We start from the raw sequence: 23950 nt of genomic DNA on the forward strand, positions 1-23950 counted from the left end.
GATATCTGAACACTCCGTGTCTCCCCCCCGGGCGAACACCTCGGCCGCGTCAAGCCGCTTCCTGTCCTCTCGACGCTGCCGTGCCGCCTTGATACAGCGAATGCCCATAGCCGTAGCTCATGGACTGAACCTCGTCGCCCTTGATTGTACAATGATTGAGGACGAGGCTGAGGCGATCTCTGTGGCCCAGGACGTCGAGCGCGGTGCGAATCGTCGCTTCGGTTGTCTTGCCGGCTTCCACCACCATCAGGATCTGCTGAATCTGCTTGCTGAGCACCATCGGGTCGTGCGTTGCCAGGATCGGCGGCGCATCGAAGAGGATCAGGCGGTCGGGGTAGCGGTTTGACAGCTCCTCGAGCAGCCGCGTCATCGCCGGGCTGCCGAAGAGATCCGTGGGACTGGCGGTGCACCGCCCGACAGGCAGGACGGACAGTGTCGAGTTCTCGGCCCGCCACAGCGCATCCGACAGGTCCATGTTGGGATCGACCAGCCGGTCGAGGAGGCCTTTCTCCTCGCTGCCGATCTTGAAGAACTTGGTGACGCTGGCCTGCATCGCGTCGGCGTCGACGAGAAGCACATGGATACGATCCTCGAGCGCTAGGCTGAGGGCTAGGTTGATCGCCAGGAATGACTTGCCTTCGCCCTGCCGGGCCGAGGTGATCAGGACCAGGTTTTGGCCGCTGCGCCCGCGCGTACCGCGCTTGACGTCGAAGAAGTCGAGGCTCGACATCAGTCGCGACTTGATCGTCCGGATCTCGCGCTGGAGGCGCCTGGCGTGGCGCGAGGGCCCGATCAGGCGCTGGTTCTCAAGCTCGTCCCAGTCGGGGCGAAAGCTCCTGCTGGAGGTCGAGGCCGGCCGCCGTCGCACGACGGCCTGCGGGGTCTCCTGGACGCGTGCTCCCGGACTTGCAGCGGGCGCAATCGGCGCCGCCGTGTCCGCGGCGGAAGCAGTCGCGGCTGCGGGTGGATTGGAGGCCGACGGGGAGACGGGCCCGGCTGCCGGGGTCGGATCCGGCGTCGGGGTCGTCGCGCCGCGGGACATCGCCCGGTCGATCAGGGAGGATCGGCCGGCCCCGCTCCGCTTGCTCGCCGCCTTGTCGATGATGCTCATGGCCATCCTGGAAAAAATTGTGCTGAAGAAATCGCGCGGGCGTCAGAGCAGGCGCCGGCCCTGCTCCATCAGGCTACCGTTCAACCCCGAAAGCAGGCTCCGGACGTCGGGCTGGTCGTCGCTGAACTGGTAGAGGTAGAGCACCCCTCCGAAGACCAGCAGTAGAGCCAGCACGGAACTCACGAACGCCGACCCCTGAACCATTGTTCCGGGAAGGCTGCGCGACCTGATCTTGCTGACGCTGCCGAGCACGGGCAGGCCGAAGCTCCGGGCCAGCGCATCGCTGGTCTGGAAGCCGCCGGCGAGCTGCAGCCTCAGAAGGGCGAGCGCGATGCCGGCACCGAGCCCGGCGAAGAGCACCGCCGTCATGTAGAGACCGTGCGGCGGTCCACTCGGCGTCGCGGGCACGATCGGCGGCTCGACCACCCGGAATTCGACGGCGCTCGTCTCCACCTTCATGTCGCGTGCCATGCGCGCCGACTCCCGGCGCGAAATCAGGGTCTCGTAGTTGCGCCGGGTCGTGTCGTAGTCGCGGGTCAGCTGCGTCAACTGGGCCTGGGCCTCGGGGGTCTGCTCGATCAGCGTCTCCAGGTCCTCCATGCGGGCCTGGGCGTTCCCGATGCGCGTCTCCGTCGCCTGGATCTGGCCCTCGACCCGCCTAAGCTCCGAGGCCAGGGCCTCGTATTCCGGATTGGGCGCCTGAGTCGTCGAGGAACCGCGGCCGCCCGAGCCGACTTCGCTCTGGAGCCGGTTGATCAGGTTCTGCTTAGAGATCACGTCCGGGTGCCGCTCGGTGTAGGTCAGCAGCAGCGCGTTCAGCTCGTCGCGGAGCTGGCTCAGCTGCCGCTGCTTCGGAGAGGAGCCGCCGGCCGTGGTGCTCGTGGTGAACTCCGGGGTCTCCGCCAGCTGCATCCGCAGCTGATTGCGCGACCAGTTCAGAGACGACAGCTCCTCCTGCAGGCGCTGAACGACGGTCGTCTGCACGTCTATCTGGCGCAGGGCCCGATCGCTGCCGCCGAGCTCGCCGGCGTGCTGCCGTTGGAACTCGGCGACGGCCTGCTCGGCCTCCCGCAGCTCACGCTCGTGTCGGGCGATCTGCTCGTTGATGAACCGTTCGGCCTTGTCCGCGTCGCTCTGCGAAGCACCGAGGTTGCGCTCGACGAAGATGTTCAACAAGGCTGAGACGACGCGCTGCGAGAGCTCCGGGGAGGTGCTGTTGTAGCTGATGCGGAACAGTGCCGGCCCCTGCGTCTGCAGCTGGATGTTCTGGGAGAGCGATTCCAGCAGGCGATCGAGTTGAGCCGGCGTGTCGGCTCGCAGGTCCAGGTCGGTGACCTGCGCCAGCTCCTGCATGTTCGGCCGGGACAACAGCGTGCGGCGGACCACGTCGACCTGCGCCTCGATGTCCTGCCTCACCGCCAGCCCCTCCATCAGGGGGCCGAGCAGGGACTGGGTGTCGATGTAGATTTGCGCGGTCGAGGTATAGCGGTTGGGCATCGAGGCGACCCAGAGCCAGCCGCCCAGGCACACCACCCAGGCGACGACTGCGATCGTCCAGCGTCGGTCCCACAGGCCGTAGGCGTAGAACCGGAGCAGGCGTACGAGTTGCGACAAGCCCTCGTTCATCGGGATGCTTAGAGCCAGCTTTCGGGGATCAGGATGACGTCGCCCGGCAGCACGGGAGCGTTGGCGTCGATGTCGCCGTCGCGCAGCAGATCGTCCAGAGCGAGCGAGAACCTCTGGGCGTCCGGCCCCTCGCCGCGGATCAGCACCGCGCCGTTGCCGGCCGCGAACTCGGTCAGCCCGCCGACCTCGATCATCACGTCGAGAACGGTCATGCCCGTGCGGTAGGGAAGAGCGACCGGCCTCTGGGCCTCGCCGACGACGCGAACCTGCTGGGTGAAGGGGCCGACGAAGCTGTTGACCAGGACTGTCACCACCGGGTCCTGGACGTAGGGCAGCAGCGCCTCCTCGAGATCCCGGGACAACTGCGTCGGAGTCTTGCCCGCGGCGACCATGTCGTCGACCAGCGGCGTCGAGATCCGGCCGTCAGGTCGCACCGGGATGCTGGTGGTGAGCTCCGGCGCGCGCCACACGAAGATCTGCACGGAATCGAGCGGTCCGATGCGGTAGTCCGGCGCTTCGGCCCCGGAGGTCGGAATGGCGGCCGGCACCTGCGGATAGTCGTTGCTCGCGCAGCCCGCGACCGCGAACCCCAGCAGGAGCGCCAGCGCCCCGCCCCACGTCTTCGCCAATTGCCTCATCTCGAGTCCCCCCTCGTGTCTCAGTTGGACCGGTGTTCCGACAGTCCGGAACGCGTCCGATCTTGAAGCCCGCCCAGCTTCGCGTCCACTACAACCGGCACGATAGATGCGCCGTCGCAGGGGATGCGATGCGATGCAGAAACTGCCGAAGGTGCAAAAAGTTTCCTCGCCCGGCAAACCCTGTCCTCCGCATCGTCGGCCACCCGCGAGGGAACGAACAGGCAGTCCGCTGCCGGAGCGCTATGGAGCGCAGAGCCGCGGTCGTCGCACCCGCTCCCGTCAGAATTCACCGTAGTAGGCGATCAGGAGTAGGCGATCAGGCGTCCGTTCTCTTAAACCGAGTAAAGGCGCGGCCCTCGAGTTAAGGAATTCCGGCGAACCTTAAAGTAAGAGAGTTTCGAGACTCTTTATGCTTTCAGCGGGCTGATCGGGCAAAGCGCCTCAGCCCGCGCCGATTGCGCCGCGCAGCCCTTCGATCAGGGGAATGGGAGTCAGCGACAGGAGCAGCACCGCGGCCAGTGCGCCAGCCACCAGGGCCGCCACCACACCCAGCGCCAGAGCCAGCGGGCTGGTCGGCTTGCGCCGCGCGGCGCGCGTCGCCTCGGCCAGACGGGCCATCCGCTCGTCGACGGAATCGAGGGTCTGCGCGATGCGTGTGCCGGAGCCTTCGGGGATACGCGCGACCGCCTGTTGGAGCTGGGCCAGCTCCTGCGCCACCGCGGCCTGCTGACGCGTCTGGGCCTCCTCCAGGACCTGGAGGCGCCGCAGCGCCTCGCCTTGTCCCTCCTGGAGCGCGCCGGCCTGCTGGCGCAGCCGATCCAGCACCTCGGGCAGCGAGACGAGCGCCGGCGGCATCGGCGCGTGCCGGGACAGCGCCTCCTCGACGACCTCGGCGAGCAGGGCGCGCACGCGGGTCGGGTCGCCGCCGGCAGCGTCGGCCACCAGCCCGTCGGCCTGCCGGCCCGCCATCGCCGAGCCGAGGGCATCGGCGAGGTAGGTCAGGTTGTTGCGGTCTTCCGCGCTGTCGGGCGCGGCATCCACGGTGCTTTGTCCTGGCATCGTCTCTCCCATCTGGTTCCTCGCAGCCACGTGACGAAGCGCGGGGGGCGACTTAGGCACGCCCCGGCCCCCCAAGCTCCTTCATTTGGCCAACATTCTCGCCTTTTGTAGTCGACCGAGGAGCGTCGCGCAGGGGCGGCGCTATCCGGGTTTTGCCGTCCTCTCGCGCATTTTTGCGACAGGACAACTCGGCAGGGGACGATTCGATCCCGTGGCACGCGGCTCTCGCGGGCGTCACGGGGGCAGCGCCGCCGTCGGGTGCTCCACGGATTGTTAAGGGATGGGGGGTACTTTCATGGCTAACGAAGAGACCGGTCGGTCGGCGCGAGGGGGCCGTCGCGACCGGCGCGCCTCGATCGCTCCTCCTTCCGCCGGATACCCCAGTGACATGCGCCCAACCGACGACCAATCCTCCGGCCCGGGCTTCCTGGGCATCTGCGGCCAAGCCTTCGGGGTGACGGCGCTGTTCAGCGTCGGCGTCGCCTTCATGGCCTTCGCCTCGCCGCTGTTCTCCATGCAGATCTACGACAGGGTGCTGTCGAGCCGCAGCGCGGCCACGTTGCTCTGGCTGGCGGTCATCGTCGCCTTCCTGCTGGGCGCCATGGCCCTGCTGGACGCGATCCGCTCGCGCATCCTGCAGCGCGCGGCGGGCCGCCTGGAGCGCGAGTTCGTCCCAAAGCTGCTCGCCATCTCCTTCGACCGTGCCCTGACCGACAGCCCGGCGAAGGGCGGCCTCGTGCTCCGCGACTTCGACACCCTGAAGTCCTTCCTCGGCTCGAGCCAGGCGCTCGCCTTCTTCGACGCGCCGATGGCGCCGCTGTTCATCGCGGCGATCTGGCTGCTGCATCCGATGCTCGGGCTGATCGCGACCGGCGGCGCGCTGCTGCTGGTGGTGCTCGCCTGCGGCAACGAGTTGAGCGCGCGCCGCCCGATGGCCCAGGCGCAGGCGCGCTCGATCGCCGCCTCGACCCTGCTGGACAACTCGCTGCGCAACGGCGAGGCGATGCACGCCATGGGCATGGTCGGGCCCTTCTCTGCACGGCTGGCCGGAATGCGCGGCCACGCCGTCGCCGCCGGCATGCGGGCCGGCGACCGGGCCGGCACCTACCTCGGCCTGACCAAGTTCGTGCGCCAGATGCTCCAGGTCGCACTGCTCGGCTGCGGCGCCTGGCTGGTCATCGGCCAGGAGCTCTCGGCGGGCGCGATCATCGCCGTCTCGATCCTGTCGCAGCGCGCGCTGCAGCCGGTCGAGCAGATCATCGGCGCCTGGAAGCGCTTCCAGCAGGCCAGCCGCGCCCACCGCAACCTGAGCGAGGCGATCGCCACGCTGGCGCCGGACGTCCCGCGGGTCGAGCTGCCGGCGCCCCTGGGCAACCTGAGCGCGGAGGGTGTCGTAGTGTGCCCGCCGGGCCGGGCGGAGCCGGTGATCCGCGGCGTCGACCTGCGCGTGCCGGCCGGCACCGCGGTCGCCATCGTCGGGCCCAGCGGCTCGGGCAAGTCGAGCCTCCTGCGCGCCCTGATCGGGACCTGGCCGCTGAAGTCGGGCGTGGTGCGTCTCGACGGTGCCGACCTGCACCTCTGGGAGCGGGGGCAGCTCGGCCCGCACGTCGGCTACCTGCCCCAGGACGTCGAGCTGTTCCCCGGCACGGTCGGCGAGAACATCGCCCGCTTCGGCGCGATCGACTCCGAGGCCGTCGTCGCCGCCGCCCGGCGCGCCAACGTCCACGAGACGGTGCTGGCGATGCCGGACGGCTACGACACCCTGATCGGCCCTGGCGATCATGCGCTCTCGGCCGGACAGCGGCAGATGATCGGCCTGGCACGGGCGCTTTACGGGGACCCGAAGCTGCTGCTGCTCGACGAGCCCAACGCCCATCTCGACGAGGCCGGGGAACGCAAGCTCTCAAGCGCCATCCGGGACGCCAAGCAGCGCGGCGCCGCCATCGTAGTCGTCTCCCACCGCAGCGGCATCCTGGACGCCATCGACGCGCTGGTGATGCTGGAGGACGGGCGCGTCAGCGGCATCCGCAAGCGCCGCGACGCCGTCGGCGAGGCGGCCGAGCCCCTTGCCGCTCCCGCTGCGGGCGAGGGCCGGATCGCGGCGGCCTTTCCCCAGCGCGCTCCCAAAGAAGCCCCGGCGGCGGACGGCGCAGCCTCCGAGCCACGCGGCCAGGTGATGCCGCTGGACGTCGCCGCCCGCGCAAGGCACCGCCTGGCCGAAGCGGCTGCCCAGAGCTGAACTGCCCAGAGCTGAACTGCCCAGAGCTGAACTGCCGAGAGCCGAACCGCCGCGCGAAGCGACCCGCGAACCTCCAACCCAGGGCCAGCAGCCATGTCGCTAACCACCCTCGTTCCGACCCCGCCGGGCACGCCGCAGGGCCTCGAGAGTCACCCGGTCGCCTGGGGTGGCTCCACGCGCCTCGGCCTCCTGGTCCTGCTCGTCGCCTTCGGCGGCTTCCTCGCTTGGTCGCTGAGCGCGCACCTGGCCAGCGCCGTGATCGCCAGCGCCTCCGTCGTGATCGAGACCGACCGCAAGGCCGTGCAGCACCTGGAGGGCGGGATCGTCCGCGAGGTGCTGGTCGGCGAAGGCGACCTCGTCGCCCAGGGCCAGCCGCTGGTGCGCCTCGACCCGCTCCAGGACCAGGCCGAGAGCCAGGCGCTGAGTCTCAGGATCGCCGCGGCGCGCGCCCAGATCGCCCGCACCACCGCAGAGCAGGAGGGGCTGTCGTCGGTCGCCTTCCCATCCGACCTGCAGGCCGACGCCGAGCGCGACCCGGCGGTCGCCGGCGTGCTGCGCTCGGAGCAGAAGCACTTCCAGGCGCGGCGCGCCAAGCTGGTCGGCGAGCGGGACATCCTGGCCAACCGGCGCGCCCACGCCGAGGAGCGCCTCGCCGCCATGGCCGACGAGCTGGCCTCGACGAACCGCCAGATCGAGCTGGTGACGGAGGAGCTGGCCGGGGCGACCACGCTCCACAAGAAGGGCTACGCACCCAAGACCCGCCTCCTCGCCCTGGAGCGCGAGCGCGAGCGGCTGCGCGGCATCGGCAGCGGGACCCGCGCCCAGATGGCGCAGCAGCAGCAGCAGGTAACGGAGAGCGAGCTGGAGGTGCTGCAGCTCGAGACGAGCATGGCCGAGGAGGCTTCAAAGCAGTTCCGCGCCGCGCAGAGCGAGCTGGGCGACCTGACCGGGCGAGCGACCACCGCCGGCGACCGTCTCGACCGCCTGGCGCTGCGTGCGCCGGCCGCCGGCTACGTCGTCAAGATGATGGGCCACGGGCCGGGCTCCGTGGTCAGGCCCGGCGAGACCCTGATGGAGATCGTCCCGCGCGACGAGGCACTGGTCATCGAGGCCATGGTGGCGCCGGCGGACGTCGACAACGTCGCCGTCGGGCGCCGCAGCGAGATCCGATTCTCCGGCCTCACGGACCGCAACCAGGCGCCGGTCTTCGGCAGCGTTGCCGTGGTCTCGGCCGACCGCCTGCTCGACGAGGCGACCAACACGGCCTACTACAGCGTCCGCGTCGCGGTCGACGAGAGCGAGCTCGGCAAGCTGCCCACCGGCGCCTTTCGGCCGGGCGCTCCGGCCGAGGTGCTGATCCTCGGCTCCGACCGCACCCTGCTCGACTACCTGACCGACCCGCTGTTCTCCAGCCTGAGGCTCGCCTTCCGCGAGGAGTAGCGGCCCCACCGCCGCTTCGACGACGCGCGGCGCGATTCTTTGGAACCGATGGCGGGCCGCAGGACTTTGGCCGCAGCGGAGCGGCGTGGGTGCCCCGGGAGCGGTGCGCCCCTTTCCGCTTGTCGCCCGCTGCGGCGGAGTCCCAAGAAGCTAGAGAGCAGGAGTGTCATGCGAAGGATCTGCCTCGTCGGCGCCGGCGTGATCGCTGAAACCCACGCCGAGGTCCTGAGCGGACTTCCGAACACGCGCATCGCGGCCGTCGTCGACCCCTCCGAGACCGCCCGGCGGGGGCTCGCCGGACGGTGGAGCGTCCCGGCGCACTTCGCCGATTCGGCCGAGGCCATCGCCGCCGGCGTCGCCGATCGTGCGCACATCCTGACGCCGCCCAATCTGCATGCGCGCGCGGCGCTGCCCTGGCTGCAGGCCGGCCTGCCGGCCCTGATCGAAAAGCCGGTCGCGGCCACCGTCGCGGAGAGCGCCGAACTGCGCGCCGCGGCCGAGGCCGCGGGGATCGCCGCCGGGGTCAACCACAACTTCCTGCACCACCCGGCCTTTCTCGCCCTCAAGGATGCGCTCGACGACGGCAGCCTGGGTCCGCTGCGGGCGCTGCACTGCAGCTTCAACGTGCCGCTGCGCCAGCTCGCCGCCGGGCAGTTCGGCCACTGGATGTTCGACCGGCCCCTCAACCTGCTGCTCGAGCAGGCGGTGCATCCGCTGTCGCAGGTCGTCGGCCTCGCCGGCAAGGTGACGGTGCGCGCCGCCCAGGCCGGCCCGTTCCGCGAGATATCGCCCGGCGTGCGCTTCTACGAGTCCTGCACGGCGCTGCTCGAGGGCGAGGCCCTGCCCGTGACCCTGCAGTTCCGGGTCGGCGCCGGCTTCCCCGACTGGACGCTGACGGCGACCTGCGACGACGGCGTCGCCGTCGCCGACATGCTCGGCAACCGCTTCCACACGCGCCGACGCGGACCCTGGATCGACTTCGTCGACGCCTACCTGGCGAACCGGGCCAACGCCGGCGAGCTGCTGCGCGCCGGCCGCCGCAACGCCTCCAACTATCTGGCTTCGCTGGTCAAGCTGCAGCCCCGCTCGGACCCCTTCTTCAAGTCCATGCAGGGCAGCATCGCGGCCTTCCACGAGGCGCTCGACGCCGGCCGTCCGCCGCGCTCCGACCTCGCCTTCGGGGCGGACCTCGTGGCGCTTTGCGCCGAGCTCGCCGAGCGCGCCTTTCCTGCGCCCGCCAAAGCCTCGCCCACCAAGTCCCGCGGCGCGGAGCCGGTCTCGGCAGACGCCCAGGACTGGGACGTCGCCGTGCTCGGCGGCACCGGCTTCATCGGCCGCCACACGGTCGCCGGACTGCTCGATGCCGGCCACACGGTCGGGGTGATGGCGCGCAACCTGCGCAACCTGCCCGCCCTCTACACCCATCCCCGGGTGCGGCTGCTGCAAGGCGACGTGCGCGACCCCGAGGCGGTCGGCAGGGCGATCGGCAAGGCCGGCATCGTCGTCAACCTCGCCCACGGCGGCGGCGGCGGCTCCTTCGAGGAGATCCGCGCAGCGCTGGTCGGCAGCGCCGTGACCGTCGCCGAGGCCTGCCTCGACAGGGGCGTCCGGCGCCTGGTCCACGTCGGCTCGATCGCCGGGCTCTACCTCGGCGAGGAAGCCGTGGTGACCGGCGAAACCCCGGCCGACCCACAGGGCGAGCAGCGCGCCGACTACGCCCGCGCGAAGGCCGAGGCCGACGAGGCGCTGCTGGCGCTGCATCGCAGCCGGGGTCTCCCGGTCGTGGTGCTGCGCCCCGGCCTCGTCGTCGGCGCCGGCACCAGCCCCTTCCACAGCGGCCTCGGCCTGTTCAACAACGAGCAGCACTGCGTCGGCTGGAACCGCGGCGACAACCCCCTGCCCTTCGTCCTGGCCGAAGACGTCGCCGCCGCCATCGAGGCCGCCTGCCGGCAGCCGGACATCGAGGGGCGCAGCTTCAACCTGGTCGGCGCCGTGCGGCCGAGCGCCCGCGAGTACCTGGCCGAGGTCGGCCGGCGCACCGGCCGGCCGCTGGTCTTCCATCCCCAGGCGCCTCGCCGCCTGTGGGCCGAGGAGGTCGCCAAGTGGGGCGTCAAGCGCGCGATCGGGCGCCGCGCCGCCTGGCCCTACTTCCGCGACATCCGCTCGCGCGGGCTGACCGCGCGCTTCGACGTCTCCGACGCGCAGCGCGCGCTCGGCTGGCAGCCGGTCTCCGACCCGGCGGCCTTCTACGAGCGCTGCCTCGCCGGGGAGGAGCCGGCGGCGCGCCCGGACCCGGCCGAACAGCCGGCGGCCCGGCGGAGCGGCACCTGATGGCCGAGGCCGCGCGGCGGCCCTGGCGCCGCCTGCTGCACGTCTTCTCGACCTTCGACGTCGGCGGCCCGCAGATCCGCTTCGTCCAGCTCGTGCGCGGCCTCGGCGACGCCTTCGAGCACCAGGTCCTGGCGATGAACGGCGAGAACCGGACCATGGAGCGCCTGCCCGCGGGCGCGCCGGTCGAGCTGGTGCCCTTCGCCCACGACAAGGGCGAGCCGCTGCGCAACCTCTGGCGCTTCCGGCGGCGCCTGGCGGCGCTGCGGCCCGACCTGCTGGTGACCTACAACTGGGGCGCCGTCGAGTGGGGACTGGTCAACGCCCTGGCACCGGTCTGCCCGCACGTCGACGTCGAGGACGGCTTCGGGCCTGAGGAGGCCGAGCGGCCGCTGCCGCGGCGCACGCGCCTGCGTCGCTTCGTCTATGGCCGCGCGCGCTGCGTGGTCGTGCCGTCGCGGACCCTGCAGGCCATCGCGCGCGACGCCTGGGGCCTGCCGGACGAGCGCCTGATCTACCTGCCGAACGGCATCCGCACCGAGGAGCTGGCCGCTCCGCCCGACCGCGCGTTGCTGGCCGCCCACGGCCTCGCGCGGGACGAGCCCGTGATCGGCACCCTCGCCGCCCTGCGGCCGGAGAAGAACCTCGGCCGTCTGCTCGAGGCCTTCCGGCTGGGGGTCGTCGCGCCCGGCCGGCCCGGCCATCTGGCGATCATCGGCGACGGCCCCGAGCGCGCCGCCCTGGAGGCCCGCGCCTCGAAGCCGGACCTCGCCGGGCGCGTCACCTTCACCGGCTACCTCGACCGCCCCGGCCGCCTGCTCGGCGCCATGACCGCCTACGCGATTTCCTCGGACACCGAGCAGATGCCGATCAGCCTGGTCGAGGCCATGGCGGCCGGCCTGCCCGTCGCCTCGACCGATGTCGGCGACGTCGCGACCATGGTCGCCGAGGGCAATCGCCGCCACGTGCGCGGCCGCGAGGCGGGGCCGCTCGCCGAGTCGCTCGCGGCCCTGCTCGACGACCCGGCCGGGGCCGCGGCCCTCGGCGCCGCCAACCGCGAGCGGGCGCGTCAGGAGTTCGCCGAGGACGTCATGGTCGAGCGCTACCGGCGGATCTTCTCCGGAGAGGCGCTGCCGACGGGCGCCTGAGCGCGCGGGCGTCAGGCGCCGCCCTCCTCCATTTTTTTGCGCAGCGAGAGCGGGCGCATGTCCGTCCAGATCTCCTCGATGTAGTCGAGGCACTCCTGCTTGCTGCCCTGCTTGCCGGCCGGCGACCAGCCGAGCGGCAGCTCGCGTTCGGCGGGCCAGATCGAGTACTGCTCCTCCCCGTTCACGACCACCTGGTAGACCGTGTCGTCGTCGTGCATCTCCCTCTCCCCTCAATGCCGCTGCGGTCCGAGGCTAGGCGATGGTGCCGGACGCCGCGACAGCAAATCGCCGCAGCGCCACCTGTCAAGGGCGGCTCGACCTGCGCAGCCAGGGCGCAGAGGGAGCCCTCAGCTCTCCCAGGGGAACTTGAGCTCGGTGACGTAGCGGCGGATGTTGCGCTGGACGGCCGGGTCGGCGAAGAGCGCGCGGTTGGCCGCTAGCGCCGCCGGCCGGCAGCGCTCCAACTCGCCCGAGATCTCCCCCAGATAGCCCTTGTAGCGCGCGAGCGCCGGCCGGCCGAGGTGGCGCAGGCGTGCCAGGTGCGCGCCGAGCAGGCGCTCCGGGTCCTCGTCGAGGGCGTCGGCGAGGCCGCAGGCGAGCGCCTCCTCGGCGCCCAGCGGCCGGGTCATCAGGGTCATGTAGTGCGCCTTCTGGCGGCCGACGCGGCGGATCAGGAACGGCAGCACGCAGGCCGGGAACAGGCCGAACAGCAGCTCCGACAGGCCGAAGCTGGCGCCCCGCCCGGCCAGCACGATGTCCGAGGCGGCGACGAAGCCGAGGCCGCCGGCGTTGGCGCGGCCCTGGACGAGGCTGATGCTGACGAAGGGCCCGCTCGCCAGGCGTAACCAGAGATCGTAGAGCGGCCCCGGGTCGCTGACCTCGCCGGCCGCCGTCGCCTCGAAGTCGCCGCCGGCGCAGAAGACCTCCGGCGAGCCCTCCAGCACGACCACCGTCACCGCCGGCTCCTCGGACGCCTCGCAGCGCGCCAGCACCGCGCCGAGCTCCGCGACCAGGCGGTCGGTGATGGCGTTGCCCGCGTCGGCGCGATCGAAGCGGACCCGGCAGAGGCCGCCGTCGAAGCCGACCGACAGGGTTTCGTAGCGCATGGGCGGACCCTCAGACTGCCGCCGCGGCGGGCCCGGCAGAAGAGCCCGCCGCGCGCCGGCCCGTCAAGCACGGGCGTTGCCGCCGGACAGGCGACTCCCCTCACCTGCGGCATCCCGGCACGGGAGCGCGCTTTGCGCTGCGGGCAGGCGCGCTGGTAGGGTCCGCGCCATGCGACTCCTGGCGATCAGCGACCTCCACCTGGCCAACCCGACCAACCGCGAGGCGCTGGCCGGACTGCCGGCGCGCTCCGACGACTGGCTGATCCTGGGCGGCGACATCGCCGAGCGGCTCGACCATGTCCGCGACCTCTTCGCGCTGGCGAGCGAGCGCTTCGCCAAGGTCTTCTGGGTGCCGGGCAACCACGAGCTCTGGACCGTGCCGGAGGAGGAGGCCGACGGCCGCCGCTCGCCCGAGCTGCGCGGCCTCGCCAAGTACGAGGCGCTGGTCGCGCTGGCGCGCGGCTTCGGCGTCGTGACGCCGGAGGACCCCTACCCGCTGTGGACCGGCCCGGGCGGCCCCTGCGTCGTAGCGCCCCTGTTCCTGCTCTACGACTACAGCTTCCGGCCGCCGGAGATCTCCCGCGAGGCGGTCGTGCCCTGGGCGCGCGAGCAGGCCTCGGTCTGCGCCGACGAGCTGCTGCTCAGCCCCGAGCCCTACGCCTCGCGCGAGGCCTGGTGCTGGGCGCGCTGCGCGGACGCCGAGGCGCGCCTCTCGGCGCTCGAGCCGGACCTGCCGACAGTGCTGGTCAACCACTTCCCGCTGCGCCAGGAGCTGGTGCGGATTCCCCGGGTGCCGCGCTTCTCGCCCTGGTGCGGCACGACCCGCACCGAGGACTGGCACCGCCGCTTCAACGCCAAGGTCGTCGTCTACGGCCACCTGCACGTGCGCCGCACCGACTGGCGCGACGGCACCCGCTTCGAGGAGGTCTCGCTCGGCTACCCTCGCCAGTGGGACCGGAGCCTGGGGCTGCTGCCCTACCTGCGCGAGATCCTGCCGGGGCCGGCCGGTCCGAGAGATCCGGGTTAGTCCGCCAGGGCGAGCAGCGCGGCGAGGTCGGCGGGCGCGGCCGTCACCGTCAGGCGCGCCGGGTCGGGGTCGCGCACGGCGACGGCCAGGGCGTGGGCGGGGCCCGGGCGGAAGCGGCGGAACAGCCAGTGCAACGGCTCGTCGACGATCGGCGGCAGGAAGCCGATGGCGAGCGGCTGGCCGGCGGGATCGAGGGTGAAGGCGAAGGCGTCGAGGGGCAGCGAGAGGCCCTGCCCGACCGCCTTGATGTAGGCCTCCTTCAGGGTCCAGAAGGCGAGGAAGGTCGCCTCGACCCGCTCCCTGGGCACCGCCGCCAGCTGCCGGCATTCCGCCGGCGCGAAGAAGCGGTCGGCGATCTCCAGGGTGCTGCCGCCGCGCTCCAGCCACTCGACGTCGACGCCGAGGTCGCGCTCCAGGGTCACGGCGACGGCGGCGAGGCCGCGGGTGTGGGACAGGTTGGCGCGCAGCGGCGGCTCGCCGGGCAGCAGGATCGCTTCCGGCTTGCCGTAGTCGTCGACCGCAAAGCGCCAGTCCTGCGGCGCCCGGCCGGTCAGGCCCGACAGCGTGGCGCGCAGCAGGGCGTGCGCCGCGATGTAGACCTGCCGGTCGCGCTCGAAGTGGAAGCGCGCGGCGCGCCGGCGCTCGGCCTCGTCGAGCAGGCTCGCCAGGCGCGGCCAGTCCGCGGCGCCGATGCGCTCCGTCGCCAGCCAGAAGGCCGCGACCCTGTCGGCTTCCAGGATCATGCCGCGCTGATAGCCTCGGGGCCCTCCGCGCCGCCAGGGTTTTCCGCCCGGGCCGCGGAACCCCGGCGTCGCCCCTGCTGTTCTCAGGAGCGCAAGAGTCCGTCGCAGGGAGCGAGCGCATGGCCAGGACAGGCGAGCGCGGGCAGGGTCCGCGAGAGTATTCGGGCGATAAGGCGCGACAGGGGGAGGTCATCCTGAAGGCGCGCTGGCAGCGGGTCGTCTTCGTCGCCGGCCTCGTCGGCTTGGCGCTGGTCCTGCTGCTCGCCGGCTCGTTCGGCTGAGACGGCGAAGGTCGAAGCTGGCGCTGCCACGTCCCTCGACAGCTCGGGACGCCGCTCCAGAATCCGCTTCGTCCCGAGCTTGTCGAGGGACGTGGCAGCGGCGCTCCGGACGAAGCGACGGCGGGATCGGCTCCCCTGCCGACGCGGGCCCAGGCCAACGCCAGAGACGGCGAAGCGCGCCGCCTCAGGCGCGCGCCGCGACCTTCCCCGGTTCCGCGCCGGTCGGCTCCAGGGCGGCCTCGACCGCCTCGTCGATGCGTTCGAGCCAGACGAACTCCAGCCGCTCGCGCGCGTCCTTCGGAATCTCCTCGTAGTCGCGGCGGTTGCGCGCCGGCAGCAGCACGCGGGTGATCCCTGCGCGCGCCGCGGCGGTGACCTTCTCCTTGATGCCCCCGACCGGCAGCACCAGGCCGCGCAGCGAGATCTCGCCGGTCATGGCGGTGTCGCTGCGCAGGGTCCGTCCGGTCAGCACCGAGACCAGGGCGAGGGTCATGGCGACGCCGGCGCTGGGGCCGTCCTTCGGGGTCGCGCCGGCCGGCACGTGGATGTGGATGTCCTGCTTCTCGAACAGCTCGGAGTCGATGCCGAGCGCCTCGGCGCGGCCCTTGACCAGGCTGAGGGCAGCCTGGGCGCTCTCGCGCATGACCTCGCCGAGCTGGCCGGTCAGGATCAGCTTGCCGCCGCCGGGGCTGCGCGTCGCCTCGATGAACAGGATGTCGCCGCCGACCGGCGTCCAGGCCAGGCCCGTGGCGACGCCCGGCAGGCTGACCCGCAGCGCGACCTCGTCGTCGAAGCGGCGCGGCCCGAGCAGCTCGCCCAGCTCCGCCATGCCGATGCGCGCATGGGTCTCGGTGCCCTCGGCGATGCCGACCGCGACGTGGCGCAGGACTCGGCCGATCTCGCGCTCCAGGCTGCGCACCCCGGCCTCGCGGGTGTAGCCGCGAATGATCTCGGCCAGCGCCTCGTCGTCGATCTCGACCTGGCCCTTGCCCAGCCCGTTCGCCTCGAGCTGGCGGCCGACGAGGTAACGCTTGGCGATCTCCAGCTTCTCGCTGTCGGTGTAGCCGGACAGGCTGATCACCTCCATGCGGTCGCGCAGGGGGCCGGGGATGGTGTCGAGCAGGTTCGCGGTGGCGATGAAGACGACCCGTGACAGGTCGAAGGGCACCCCCAGGTAGTTGTCGCGGAAGGAGTTGTTCTGCTCGGGATCCAGGACCTCCAGCATCGCCGAGGAGGGGTCGCCGTGGATGCCGGCGCCCATCTTGTCGATCTCGTCGAGCATCATCACGCAGTCGCGCGCGCCGCACTTGCGGATCGCCTGCACGATGTTGCCGGGCAGCGCGCCGATGTAGGTCCGGCGATGGCCGCGGATCTCGGCCTCGTCGTGGAGGCCGCCCAGGCTGACCCGGACGAACTTGCGATTCATGGCGCGGGCGATCGACTGGCCGAGCGAGGTCTTGCCGACGCCGGGCGGACCGACGAAGCAGAGGATCGGCGCCTTGCCCTGCGGCGCCAGCTTGCGCACCGCCAGGTACTCGACGATGCGGCGCTTGATCTTGTCGAGGCCGAAGTGATCCTCGTCGAGGATGCGCCGGGCCTCGGCGATCTCGATCGGCGGCGGCTCGGGCAGCGCCCAGGGCAGCTCGATCAGCCAGTCCAGGTAGGTCCGGATCATGCCGTACTCGGCCGCGGCATCGGGCATCCGCGCGAGCCGGCGCAGCTCCTTGCGGGCCGCCTGCTCGACCTCCTCGGGCATGCCGGCCTCGTCGATCGCCTTGGTCAGCTCGGCGACCTCCTCCGCCTTGCCGTCGTCCTCGCCGAGCTGGCGCTGGATCGCCGCCATCTGCTCGCGCAGCAGCACCTCGCGCTGGCGCTCGTCGAGGGAGGCCCGGGTCTGCTGGCCGATCTCGTGGGACAGGCGCAGCACCTCGATGCGCTCGGCCAGCAGGCGGGCGACCCGGTCCATGCGGGTCGTGAGGTCGAGCGTCTCGAGGATCTCCTGCTTCTCCTCGGCGCTGGCGTCCATGTAGGCGGCGACCAGGTCGGTCAGCGCGCTCGGCGAGCTGGTGCCGGAGATCGCCGCCGCCAGGTCGGGCGGCGTCTGCGGCAGCAGCTGCAGGGCCTCGCCGGCGCGGGCCTTCAGGTTGAGGAAGCGTGCCTCGATCTCCGGCGAGTCCTCCGCCGGCTCTTCCAGGCGCTTCACGCGGGCGGCGAGGAAGGGCTGCTCCTGGACGAAGGCTTCGACCTGGAAGCGCTGCTCGCCCTGGCAGATCAGGTGGTGGGAGCCGTCCTGCCCGGTGACGTAGCGCAGGATGTTGGCGATCGTGCCGGTGCGGTGCAGGTCGACCGTCGCCGGCTCGTCCTGTGCCGCGTCGCGCTGCATCAGCACGCCGATCGGGCGACCCTGGCGCGCCGCCTCCTGGGCGGCGGCGATCGAGGCCGGACGGCCGAGCGCGACCGGCATGACGACGCCGGGAAACAGCACGAAGTTGCGCACCGGCAGGATGATGAGCGCGTCGGAAGCCAGCTCGGGGCCCGCCTGCGGCGCCGTGCCGGTGCCGACCTCGGCGGCGAAGGCCGCCCGCGTCGAGGATGTCATGTCCGTCCTTCCCTCAGGCCAGCTTGCGCAGCACGACGACGAGGCAGCCGTCGACCATCTCGGGCGGCGCCACCTCGTAGCGGCCCGGCGGCAGGGGCAGCTGGCGCTCGAAGCGCCCCTGAGGCAGCTCCAGGCGATGGATGACGGCGGTGCGCAGCTGCGGCGGCAGGCGCCGCTCGCCGGCGATCAGCAGCTGGCCGTTCTCGATGGCGACGCTGATGCCCTGCGGGTCGACGCCGGGCAGGGCCGCCAGCACCAGCAGCTCGCGCTCGGTCTCGAGCATGTCGACAGGCGGTTCCCAGCAGGGCGCGTGGGAGCGCGTCCGAACCGGGCGGAAGGCCTGGCGATGCAGCCGCTCGGCGCGGCTCAGCATCTCGACTGCCTCCGACCACATGAGGTTCCGGGGATCCGGCTTGGCCATGCCTGTTGCTCCGCTCGACGGCTTGGGACGCTCCGCCCAACAAATGGGAAGCCCGGCGCGACCCTGCCAGAGGCGCCCGGCGACGGGCCGGCGCCAGCGTCGTGGAGCGGCCGTTCGGCCGGCCGGACCCGGAACGCCGCCGCCTGCGCGGCGTTGCATCAAAGGGGCAGCGACGCCCTTGCCGTCCACAATCGAGGAATGAAGAACGATGCGCAAAGCCTTGCCGCCAAAGCGAACGATGCTGCTCCCGGGGCTTGCCCTGGCCCTGCTCCTGGGGGCGACGCTGGGCGCAGGCGGCCGCGAGGCGGCTGCGGCGGGGCCTGCCGAGCTGGCGGTCGCGGGCGGGCCGCTGGTGCGGGCCGGCGAGGCGGTGCGCCGTCTGCTGTGGATCGATCTCTACCGGGTCGAGCTCTACCTGCCGCCGGCGCGCCGGGAGTCCCGGGAGCTGGGGCGGCCCGGACTCGCCAAGGCCTTCCGCGTCGAGATGCTGTTCGGCGGTGAGCTGCCCGAGACGATCCCCGAGGAATGGGCCGAGAAGCTGCTGCCGCCCCTGGCCCCGGCCGATCAGGAAACCCTGAAGGTCACGTACGCCGGGCTGGAGTCGGGCGACGAGTTGCTGTTCAGCTTCGCGCCCGGGCGCGGCACGCTGATGGAGGTCAACGGCCGTCCGAGGATCACGACCGGCGACCACCGCTTCATGGCGGGGATACTGGCGCTCTTCGTCGGGCCCGACGCGGCGTCGCCCTCGATGCGCCGCGATCTGCTGGCCGAGGTCGCACCCCGGGCCGTTCCACCGGCGACCGCGCGCCCCGCACCCGCTCGGTGAGCCCCCGGGCGCGGCGCCGCGGAGGCTGTCCCGGCGAAGGAGGTCGCGTCGGCGTTCCTGGCAGCCTAGATTAGTGTAGCCAATCCAGTTCCCTGCCGGGGTCCCATGCGCTTCGTAAAGCCCGTCCTGATCGTCCTGCTGCTGCTCGTCGTCGGCGGCTTCCTGCATTTCTATCTGCCGTCCAAAGACGTCGTGCGGATCGTCGGCACCGACGTGAAGCGGGTCGACATCGCCGGCAGCGGCCGCCAGCCCGAGAGCGCCGCCGGCACGCGCGACGTCCGCTTCATCAACGCCGTCTGGGAGGACGGCCGACCCCGCGTCTATCGCAACGAGGAGACCGGCTGGGGCTTTCCCTGGTACTTCAAGTTCGACAGCGGCAACCTGCAGGCCGAGGCGCAGAACCTCGTGTCCAGCGCGGAGACGCCGAAGTGGGTGCAGGCGACCCACTACGGCTGGCGCATCCCGATGTTCTCGATGTTCCCGAACGTGGTCGACCTGGAGCGGGTCGAGAGCGCCGACCACACGCCGATCCCCTGGTTCAACATCGCCCTGCTGCTGCTGCTGCTGTTCGTCGCCTGGCAGATCTGGCGCTTCATTGCGCGCTTCCGCGCCGAGCGCATCGAGCCCTTCATCGACCGGGTCGACGAGGAGGCCGACGAGATGCGCGACGAGGCCGGCGGCTTCATCCGGCGCCTGCGCGACCGTGTCGACCGGTCATGATTTGGTCTAGGCGTCGATCTCGAGTTTGAAGTTCAGCCGGGCACGGGTGCCGACCGCGCAGCGGTCGTAGACCACCGAGCCGCCGAGATTGCTGGCCATCGCCTTGACGATGCGGCTGCCCAGGCCGGTGCCCTTGGCCTCGCCCTCGCCGCTCCAGCCGACGCCGTCGTCCTCGACGCAGAGCTCCGCGCCGCCCTCGATCGGCGTGAAGCGAACCCTGACCTCGCCGTCGATGCGTCCCGGGTAGGCGTACTTGAAGGCGTTGGTGACGAGCTCGGTGAGCAGCACCCCGATCGAGACCGCCTTGTCGGTCGGCACCGCGAGCTGGCCGACCTCCAGGCGCACCTGGGCGCCGTGGCCGACGGTCTTCATCGAGGCCTCGAGGTCGTCGATCAGGCTGCGCAGGTAGTCCGCGAGCTCGACGACCCGCACGTCGTGGGAGGTGTAGAGGCGGCGGTGGATGCCGGCGATCGCGAGGATCCTCGCCTGGGTCTCACTCAAGGCCTCGCGCGCGGCCGGCTGGGCGGCCGCCTTGGCCTGCATCGAGACCAGCGCCGCGACCAGGGCCAGGCTGTTCGAGACCCGGTGGTTGACCTCGCCGAGCAGCAGCTCGGCGCGTTCCTTGGCCTCGCGCATCTCGCGCTCGGCGCGCTCCTTCTCGCGGCCCAGGCGCGCCTTGTCGATGGCCTGGTCGACGGCGCTGCCGAGCAGCGCCAGGAACTCCTCGGCGGTCGCCTTGGGGACGTAGTCGCAGGCCCCGGCCTTGAGCGCGTCGACGGCGATCGCGGTCTCGGCCGAGCCGGTGACGTAGACCACCGGCGGCGCGCCGGGCAGGTCGCTCAGGGTCGTCAGCACCTCGAGCCCGGTGCCGCCGGGCAGGTAGTGGTCGAGGGCGATCACGTCGATGTCGCCCTGGGCGAGCCGGTCCAGGCCGGCGTCGGCGGTCTCCGCGGTCTCGACCCGGTAGCCGCGCCGGCCGAGCGCCTTCTGCACGAGCCGGCCGAGCCCCGGATCGTCGTCGATGTAGAGAATGGTGACGTCGCGGTTCGGCATGGTCACTCGGTTTCCGGAACCTGCATCACGAAGAAGAACAGGCCGAGCTGGCGGATCGCATTGGCGAAGCTCTCGTAGTCGACCGGCTTGGTTATATAGACGTTGGCGCCGAGATCGTAGCAGCGCTGTATCTCGCGGGCGTCGTCGGTCGTGGTCAGGACGACGACCGGCGTGCGCCGGGTGTGGGGGTTGTTCTTGACCCGCTCCAGGATCTCGACGCCCGTCGTGTCCGGCAGGTTGAGGTCGAGCAGCACCAGCAGGTGCCGCCCCTTGCTGACCTCGCCGCTGCCGTCGGGCCCGAACAGGTAGTCCAGCGCCGAGGTGCCGTCGGCGAAGGGCAGGATCTCGTTGTTGACGCCGGCGCGGCGGATGTTCTTCTCGATCAGCCGGGCATGGCCCTCGTCGTCCTCGATCATGACGATGGTGACCGCTCTGCCTTCTCCGCTCATTGGCCTCTACTCCTCAGGATTGTCTTCAGGTCGCGCGGCAGCTGGACCCGGAAGGTCGAGCCCTGGCCGGCCTCGGAGCGCAGGCCGATGTCGCCGCCGAGGGAGCGCACCAGGGTCCGCACGTGCGCCAGGCCGATGCCTTCGCCCGGCTGGTCCTGGCTGCCGGCGCGCCGGAACAGCTCGAAGACGCGCTCCTGGTCCTGGGCGGCGATGCCGCGGCCGTTGTCGCGGACCTCGGCGACCAGATAGCCCGAGCCGAGGGCGCGCACCGAGACCGACAGCGCGGGCGGCCGCTCGGGATGGCGGTACTTCACCGCGTTGTCGATCAGGTTGCCGAAGATCTGCTCCAGCGACAGGCGGTCGCTGACCAGGCTGCCGGCCTCGACGTCGAGCTCGACCGTGCCATCGCTCTCGGCGATGCGGTGGCGGATGCCGTCGATCTGGCTCTGGAGCAGCGCCTGGAGGTCGACCGGCTCGGGCTTCAGCGGCCGTCTGCCGTCGCGCGAGATCTTCAGGATGGCGTTGATCAGGCCGTCCATCTTGCGCGTCGAGGAGCGGATGAAGCCGATCGCCTCCGGCAGGTCCTGCTCGATGGCGATGCGCGCCTCGGCGGTCGCCGGGTCCTCGACGACCTGCGCGACCTGCGCGCCCGTCGCCTCGCCCGCGCTCGCCCCCTCGCCCGCGCTCGCCCCCTCGCCATGGCCGTTCCGCTGGTCGATGACCTGCGCGACATAGGCCTGCAGGGATGCCAGGCTGGCCTCCAGCTCGGCGGTGAAGCCCATGATGTTGACGAGCGGCGCGCGCAGGTCGTGGGTCACGATATAGGCGAAGCGCTGGACCTCCTCGTTCGCGCGCAGCAGGTCGGCGGTGCGGTCGCGCACCCGTTCCTCGAGATCGGCGTTGAGCTGCTCGACCTCGCTGCGCGCGCGCGCCAGGTCGCGGGTGTAGCCGGCGATCAGCAGGATCGCGCCGGCGACCACCGCGATCACCACGGCGGCGCCGAGGATGGAGACCCAGCGCAGCAGCAGGGCGCTGCGCTCCTGGCTGGCGATGCTCAGCTGAAGCCGGACCTCGGCGGACTCGCGCAGCCGCTCGAGGTCGCCGCGCAGCCGGTTCATCATCTGGTTGCCGCGGTCGGTCTCGATGATCGCGACGGCACGCGCCCGCTCGCCGTCGTCGGACAGCCGGATCGTCTCCTCGATCTCCTCGAGCTTGGCGGCCAGCGTGGCGCCCAGCTGCTCGAGCACGGGCGCCAGGTCGGGATAGCCCCTGAGCGCCTCGCGCAGGTCCTCGAAGGCCGGCACGATGCGCCGCGCCGCCAGCCGGTAGGGATCGAGGTAGGCCGCCTCGTCGGTCAGCAGGTAGCCGCGCTGGGCGGTCTCCATGTCCTGGACCATCGACAGCAGGTCGGCGGCGCCGCTGCGCACCTGGCGCGCCGCCAGGACCTCGGCGAACTGGTCCTGGGTCCGCGCCACCAGGACCAGCGAGGCCGCGACGATGCCGCCCAGCGCGCTGAGGCCGAGCAGCAGCAGCAGCGCGGTGACGCGGATGTAGGTCTTCTTGGAGATCGGCATGGCGGCTCGAAACGGGCGGGTCGCGCCTACATGGGGCAAGTCGGTGCAAACGGCAAGCGTCGGGCTCTCCTCAGGCAGGGCTCACGAAAGCAGCCCGACAACGGCGCCGGTCAGGCCGGTCGAGAGGGTGCCGGAGAGGATCGACTTGCCGGCCAGGCCGACCAGCTCGCCGCGCCGCTCCGGCGCCAGCGCGACCAGGCCGCCGATCATGATGCCGAGGCTGCCCGGGTTGGCGAAGCCGCAGAGCGCGTAGACCAGGATCAGGCGGCTGCGCTCGCCGAGCTCGGCCTCGGGCACCTGGGCGAGCTGGAGATAGGCGATGAACTCGTTGAGCACGGTCTTGACGCCGAGCAGCTCGCCGGCGACCGCGGCCTCGGCCCAGGGCACGCCGAGCAGCCAGGCGTAGGGCGCGAACAGCCAGCCGAACAGCCGCTCCAGCGACAGCGGCGCGCCGAAGGCCTCGGGCAGCAGCCCCAGCAGCGCGTTGACCAGCGCGACCAGGGCGATCAGCACGATCAGCATGGCCGTGACGTTGATCAGCAGCTTGACGCCCTGCTCGGTGCCGCGGGTGATCGCGTCCATCGAGCTGTCGTAGGCCAGCGCCGGGATCGAGGCGTCGCTCTCGGTCCTCTCCAGGCCCGGCACCATCAGGCGCGCGACCAAGAGCGCCGCCGGCACCGAGATGATCGAGGCGGTCAGGATGTGGCCGAGCGCGCCGGGCACGCTGTCGGCGATGAAGGAGGCGTAGAGGATCATCACGGTGCCGGCGACCGTCGCCATGCCGCAGGTCATGACCATGAATATCTCGGCGCGGGTCAGGCGGGCGAAGTAGGGCCGCACCAGCAGCGGCGCCTCGACCATGCCGACGAAGATGTTGGCCGCCGCGCTGACGCCGACCGCGCCGCCGATGCCGAACAGCCGCTCCAGGACGCGCGAGACGCCCTTGATGACGACCGGCAGGATGCGCCAGTGCCAGAGCAGCGCCGCCAGCGCCGAGATCACCAGGATCAGCGGCAGGGCCTGCAGCGCCAGCACGAAGGCGTTGCCCGGCCGGCTCGCCTCGAAGGGCGCCGGGCCGCCGCCCAGGTAGCCGAACACGAAGGCGGTGCCGGCACGGGTCGCCGCCTCCAGCGCCAGCACCAGGCCGTTCAGGCCCAGGAAGGCCTCGCGCGCCGCCGGCAGGCGCAGCAGCAGCAGGGCCAGGGCGAGCTGCAACCCCAGGCCGACGGCGACGGCGCGCCAGTCGAAGCGCCGCCGGTCCTCGCTGACCGCCCAGGCCAGCAGGAGGATCGCCGCGATCCCGAGCAGCCCCTGCAGGTTCTCGATGGCCCCCACTCCCCCATCGCTTGGCCGCTTCCCCTATGCCGCCTGCCCGCCGGGGGTGCAAGTGCCCGTGGCTTGCCGCGCCGGCCGGGCAGGATGGGCATCCACGCCCTTCGACAGGCTCAGGGTGAAGCGGAGGACGGTGCGAAGGGTCGCCGGGCCGTTGCGCCCCCCGGTCGGCTTCGTCCCGAGCCTCGTCGAGGGGCGTGGGCGTGCTGGGCCCCGGCAAAGGCCCGCTC

General features: G+C 71.8%; 21 protein-coding genes. 8 read left to right on the forward strand and 13 right to left on the reverse strand.

Annotated features, from left to right (window positions below; translation table 11 throughout):
- Positions 1 to 49: 49 nt before the first annotated feature.
- The 4 genes from WD341_RS02080 to WD341_RS02095 all read right to left on the reverse strand — a co-directional run bounded on the left by WD341_RS02080 (position 50) and on the right by WD341_RS02095 (position 4434).
- The gene (locus tag WD341_RS02080; RefSeq protein WP_368423750.1) at positions 50 to 1111 is read right to left on the reverse strand and encodes an AAA family ATPase; all 1062 of its coding nucleotides are present in this window, start codon (positions 1109 to 1111) and stop codon (positions 50 to 52) included.
- Positions 1112 to 1153: 42 nt separating this feature from the next.
- The gene (locus WD341_RS02085) at positions 1154 to 2725 is read right to left on the reverse strand and encodes an XrtA system polysaccharide chain length determinant (RefSeq protein ID WP_368423751.1); all 1572 of its coding nucleotides are present in this window, start codon (positions 2723 to 2725) and stop codon (positions 1154 to 1156) included.
- A 20-nt stretch (positions 2726 to 2745) separates the two neighbouring features.
- Positions 2746 to 3375 (reverse strand): XrtA/PEP-CTERM system exopolysaccharide export protein, encoded by a 630-nt coding sequence (locus tag WD341_RS02090; RefSeq protein ID WP_368423752.1) that lies wholly within the window; start codon positions 3373 to 3375, stop codon positions 2746 to 2748.
- Positions 3376 to 3816: 441 nt separating this feature from the next.
- A complete protein-coding gene (locus tag WD341_RS02095) occupies positions 3817 to 4434 on the reverse strand; it encodes a hypothetical protein (protein WP_368423753.1) in 618 nt (205 codons plus the stop codon).
- Positions 4435 to 4822: 388 nt separating this feature from the next.
- On the opposite strand from WD341_RS02095, the gene WD341_RS02100 reads away from it, so the two are divergent.
- The 4 genes from WD341_RS02100 to WD341_RS02115 all read left to right on the forward strand — a co-directional run bounded on the left by WD341_RS02100 (position 4823) and on the right by WD341_RS02115 (position 11589).
- Positions 4823 to 6673 carry a type I secretion system permease/ATPase gene (locus tag WD341_RS02100; RefSeq protein WP_368423754.1) on the forward strand — a complete coding sequence of 617 codons (1851 nt, stop codon included), beginning with the start codon at positions 4823 to 4825 and terminating at the stop codon, positions 6671 to 6673.
- A 93-nt stretch (positions 6674 to 6766) separates the two neighbouring features.
- Positions 6767 to 8113, forward strand: coding sequence for an HlyD family type I secretion periplasmic adaptor subunit (locus WD341_RS02105; RefSeq protein WP_368423755.1), 1347 nt, complete (start codon positions 6767 to 6769; stop codon positions 8111 to 8113).
- Positions 8114 to 8281: 168 nt separating this feature from the next.
- Entirely contained in the window at positions 8282 to 10444 is a 2163-nt protein-coding gene (locus WD341_RS02110; RefSeq protein ID WP_368423756.1) for an NAD-dependent epimerase/dehydratase family protein, read from the forward strand.
- The gene (locus tag WD341_RS02115) at positions 10444 to 11589 is read left to right on the forward strand and encodes a glycosyltransferase family 4 protein (protein ID WP_368423757.1); all 1146 of its coding nucleotides are present in this window, start codon (positions 10444 to 10446) and stop codon (positions 11587 to 11589) included. Before WD341_RS02110 ends, WD341_RS02115 begins: the two co-directional genes overlap by 1 nt.
- An 11-nt stretch (positions 11590 to 11600) precedes the next feature.
- On the opposite strand, the gene WD341_RS02120 is transcribed toward WD341_RS02115, so the two are convergent.
- Together WD341_RS02120 and WD341_RS02125 are read right to left on the reverse strand one after the other, a co-directional pair.
- A complete protein-coding gene (locus WD341_RS02120; RefSeq protein WP_368423758.1) occupies positions 11601 to 11807 on the reverse strand; it encodes an MbtH family protein in 207 nt (68 codons plus the stop codon).
- Positions 11808 to 11936: 129 nt separating this feature from the next.
- Positions 11937 to 12695: an enoyl-CoA hydratase/isomerase gene (locus WD341_RS02125; RefSeq protein WP_368423759.1), complete on the reverse strand. Its 759-nt coding sequence runs from the start codon at positions 12693 to 12695 to the stop codon at positions 11937 to 11939.
- Between the two features lie 169 nt (positions 12696 to 12864).
- On the opposite strand from WD341_RS02125, the gene WD341_RS02130 reads away from it, so the two are divergent.
- Entirely contained in the window at positions 12865 to 13722 is an 858-nt protein-coding gene (locus WD341_RS02130; RefSeq protein ID WP_368423760.1) for a metallophosphoesterase, read from the forward strand.
- On the opposite strand, the gene WD341_RS02135 is transcribed toward WD341_RS02130, so the two are convergent.
- On the reverse strand, positions 13719 to 14465 hold the full coding sequence (locus WD341_RS02135) for a 4'-phosphopantetheinyl transferase superfamily protein (RefSeq protein WP_368423761.1): 747 nt from the start codon (positions 14463 to 14465) through the stop codon (positions 13719 to 13721). The two genes, WD341_RS02130 and WD341_RS02135, sit on opposite strands and share 4 nt — an antisense overlap.
- A 119-nt stretch (positions 14466 to 14584) precedes the next feature.
- Between WD341_RS02135 and WD341_RS02140 the strand changes: the two genes are divergently transcribed.
- Complete coding sequence (locus WD341_RS02140; protein ID WP_368423762.1) at positions 14585 to 14746, forward strand: hypothetical protein; 162 nt, start codon at positions 14585 to 14587, stop codon at positions 14744 to 14746.
- Positions 14747 to 14930: 184 nt separating this feature from the next.
- On the opposite strand, the gene lon is transcribed toward WD341_RS02140, so the two are convergent.
- Complete coding sequence (lon, locus tag WD341_RS02145) at positions 14931 to 17345, reverse strand: endopeptidase La (RefSeq protein WP_368423763.1); 2415 nt, start codon at positions 17343 to 17345, stop codon at positions 14931 to 14933.
- A 13-nt stretch (positions 17346 to 17358) separates the two neighbouring features.
- The gene (locus WD341_RS02150; protein WP_368423764.1) at positions 17359 to 17766 is read right to left on the reverse strand and encodes an Hsp20/alpha crystallin family protein; all 408 of its coding nucleotides are present in this window, start codon (positions 17764 to 17766) and stop codon (positions 17359 to 17361) included.
- Between the two features lie 238 nt (positions 17767 to 18004).
- On the opposite strand from WD341_RS02150, the gene WD341_RS02155 reads away from it, so the two are divergent.
- Positions 18005 to 18592, forward strand: coding sequence for a chalcone isomerase family protein (locus WD341_RS02155; protein WP_368423765.1), 588 nt, complete (start codon positions 18005 to 18007; stop codon positions 18590 to 18592).
- Between the two features lie 105 nt (positions 18593 to 18697).
- A complete protein-coding gene (locus WD341_RS02160; protein WP_368423766.1) occupies positions 18698 to 19312 on the forward strand; it encodes a DUF1523 family protein in 615 nt (204 codons plus the stop codon).
- A 6-nt stretch (positions 19313 to 19318) separates the two neighbouring features.
- Here WD341_RS02160 and WD341_RS02165 read toward each other — a convergent pair whose 3' ends face one another.
- The 4 genes from WD341_RS02165 to WD341_RS02180 form a co-directional block, all read right to left on the reverse strand.
- Positions 19319 to 20365 carry a histidine kinase dimerization/phosphoacceptor domain -containing protein gene (locus WD341_RS02165; protein ID WP_368423799.1) on the reverse strand — a complete coding sequence of 349 codons (1047 nt, stop codon included), beginning with the start codon at positions 20363 to 20365 and terminating at the stop codon, positions 19319 to 19321.
- A gap of 2 nt (positions 20366 to 20367) precedes the next feature.
- Positions 20368 to 20814, reverse strand: coding sequence for a response regulator (locus WD341_RS02170; RefSeq protein ID WP_368423767.1), 447 nt, complete (start codon positions 20812 to 20814; stop codon positions 20368 to 20370).
- Complete coding sequence (locus WD341_RS02175; protein WP_368423768.1) at positions 20811 to 22388, reverse strand: CHASE3 domain-containing protein; 1578 nt, start codon at positions 22386 to 22388, stop codon at positions 20811 to 20813. The genes WD341_RS02170 and WD341_RS02175 overlap by 4 nt, the downstream gene beginning before the upstream one ends.
- A gap of 81 nt (positions 22389 to 22469) precedes the next feature.
- A complete protein-coding gene (locus WD341_RS02180; protein WP_368423769.1) occupies positions 22470 to 23723 on the reverse strand; it encodes a NupC/NupG family nucleoside CNT transporter in 1254 nt (417 codons plus the stop codon).
- Positions 23724 to 23950: the final 227 nt, after the last annotated feature.

Origin of the sequence: Tistlia sp. (assembly GCF_040905785.1) — a bacterium.
Classification (GTDB): Bacteria; Pseudomonadota; Alphaproteobacteria; order Kiloniellales; family DSM-21159; genus Tistlia.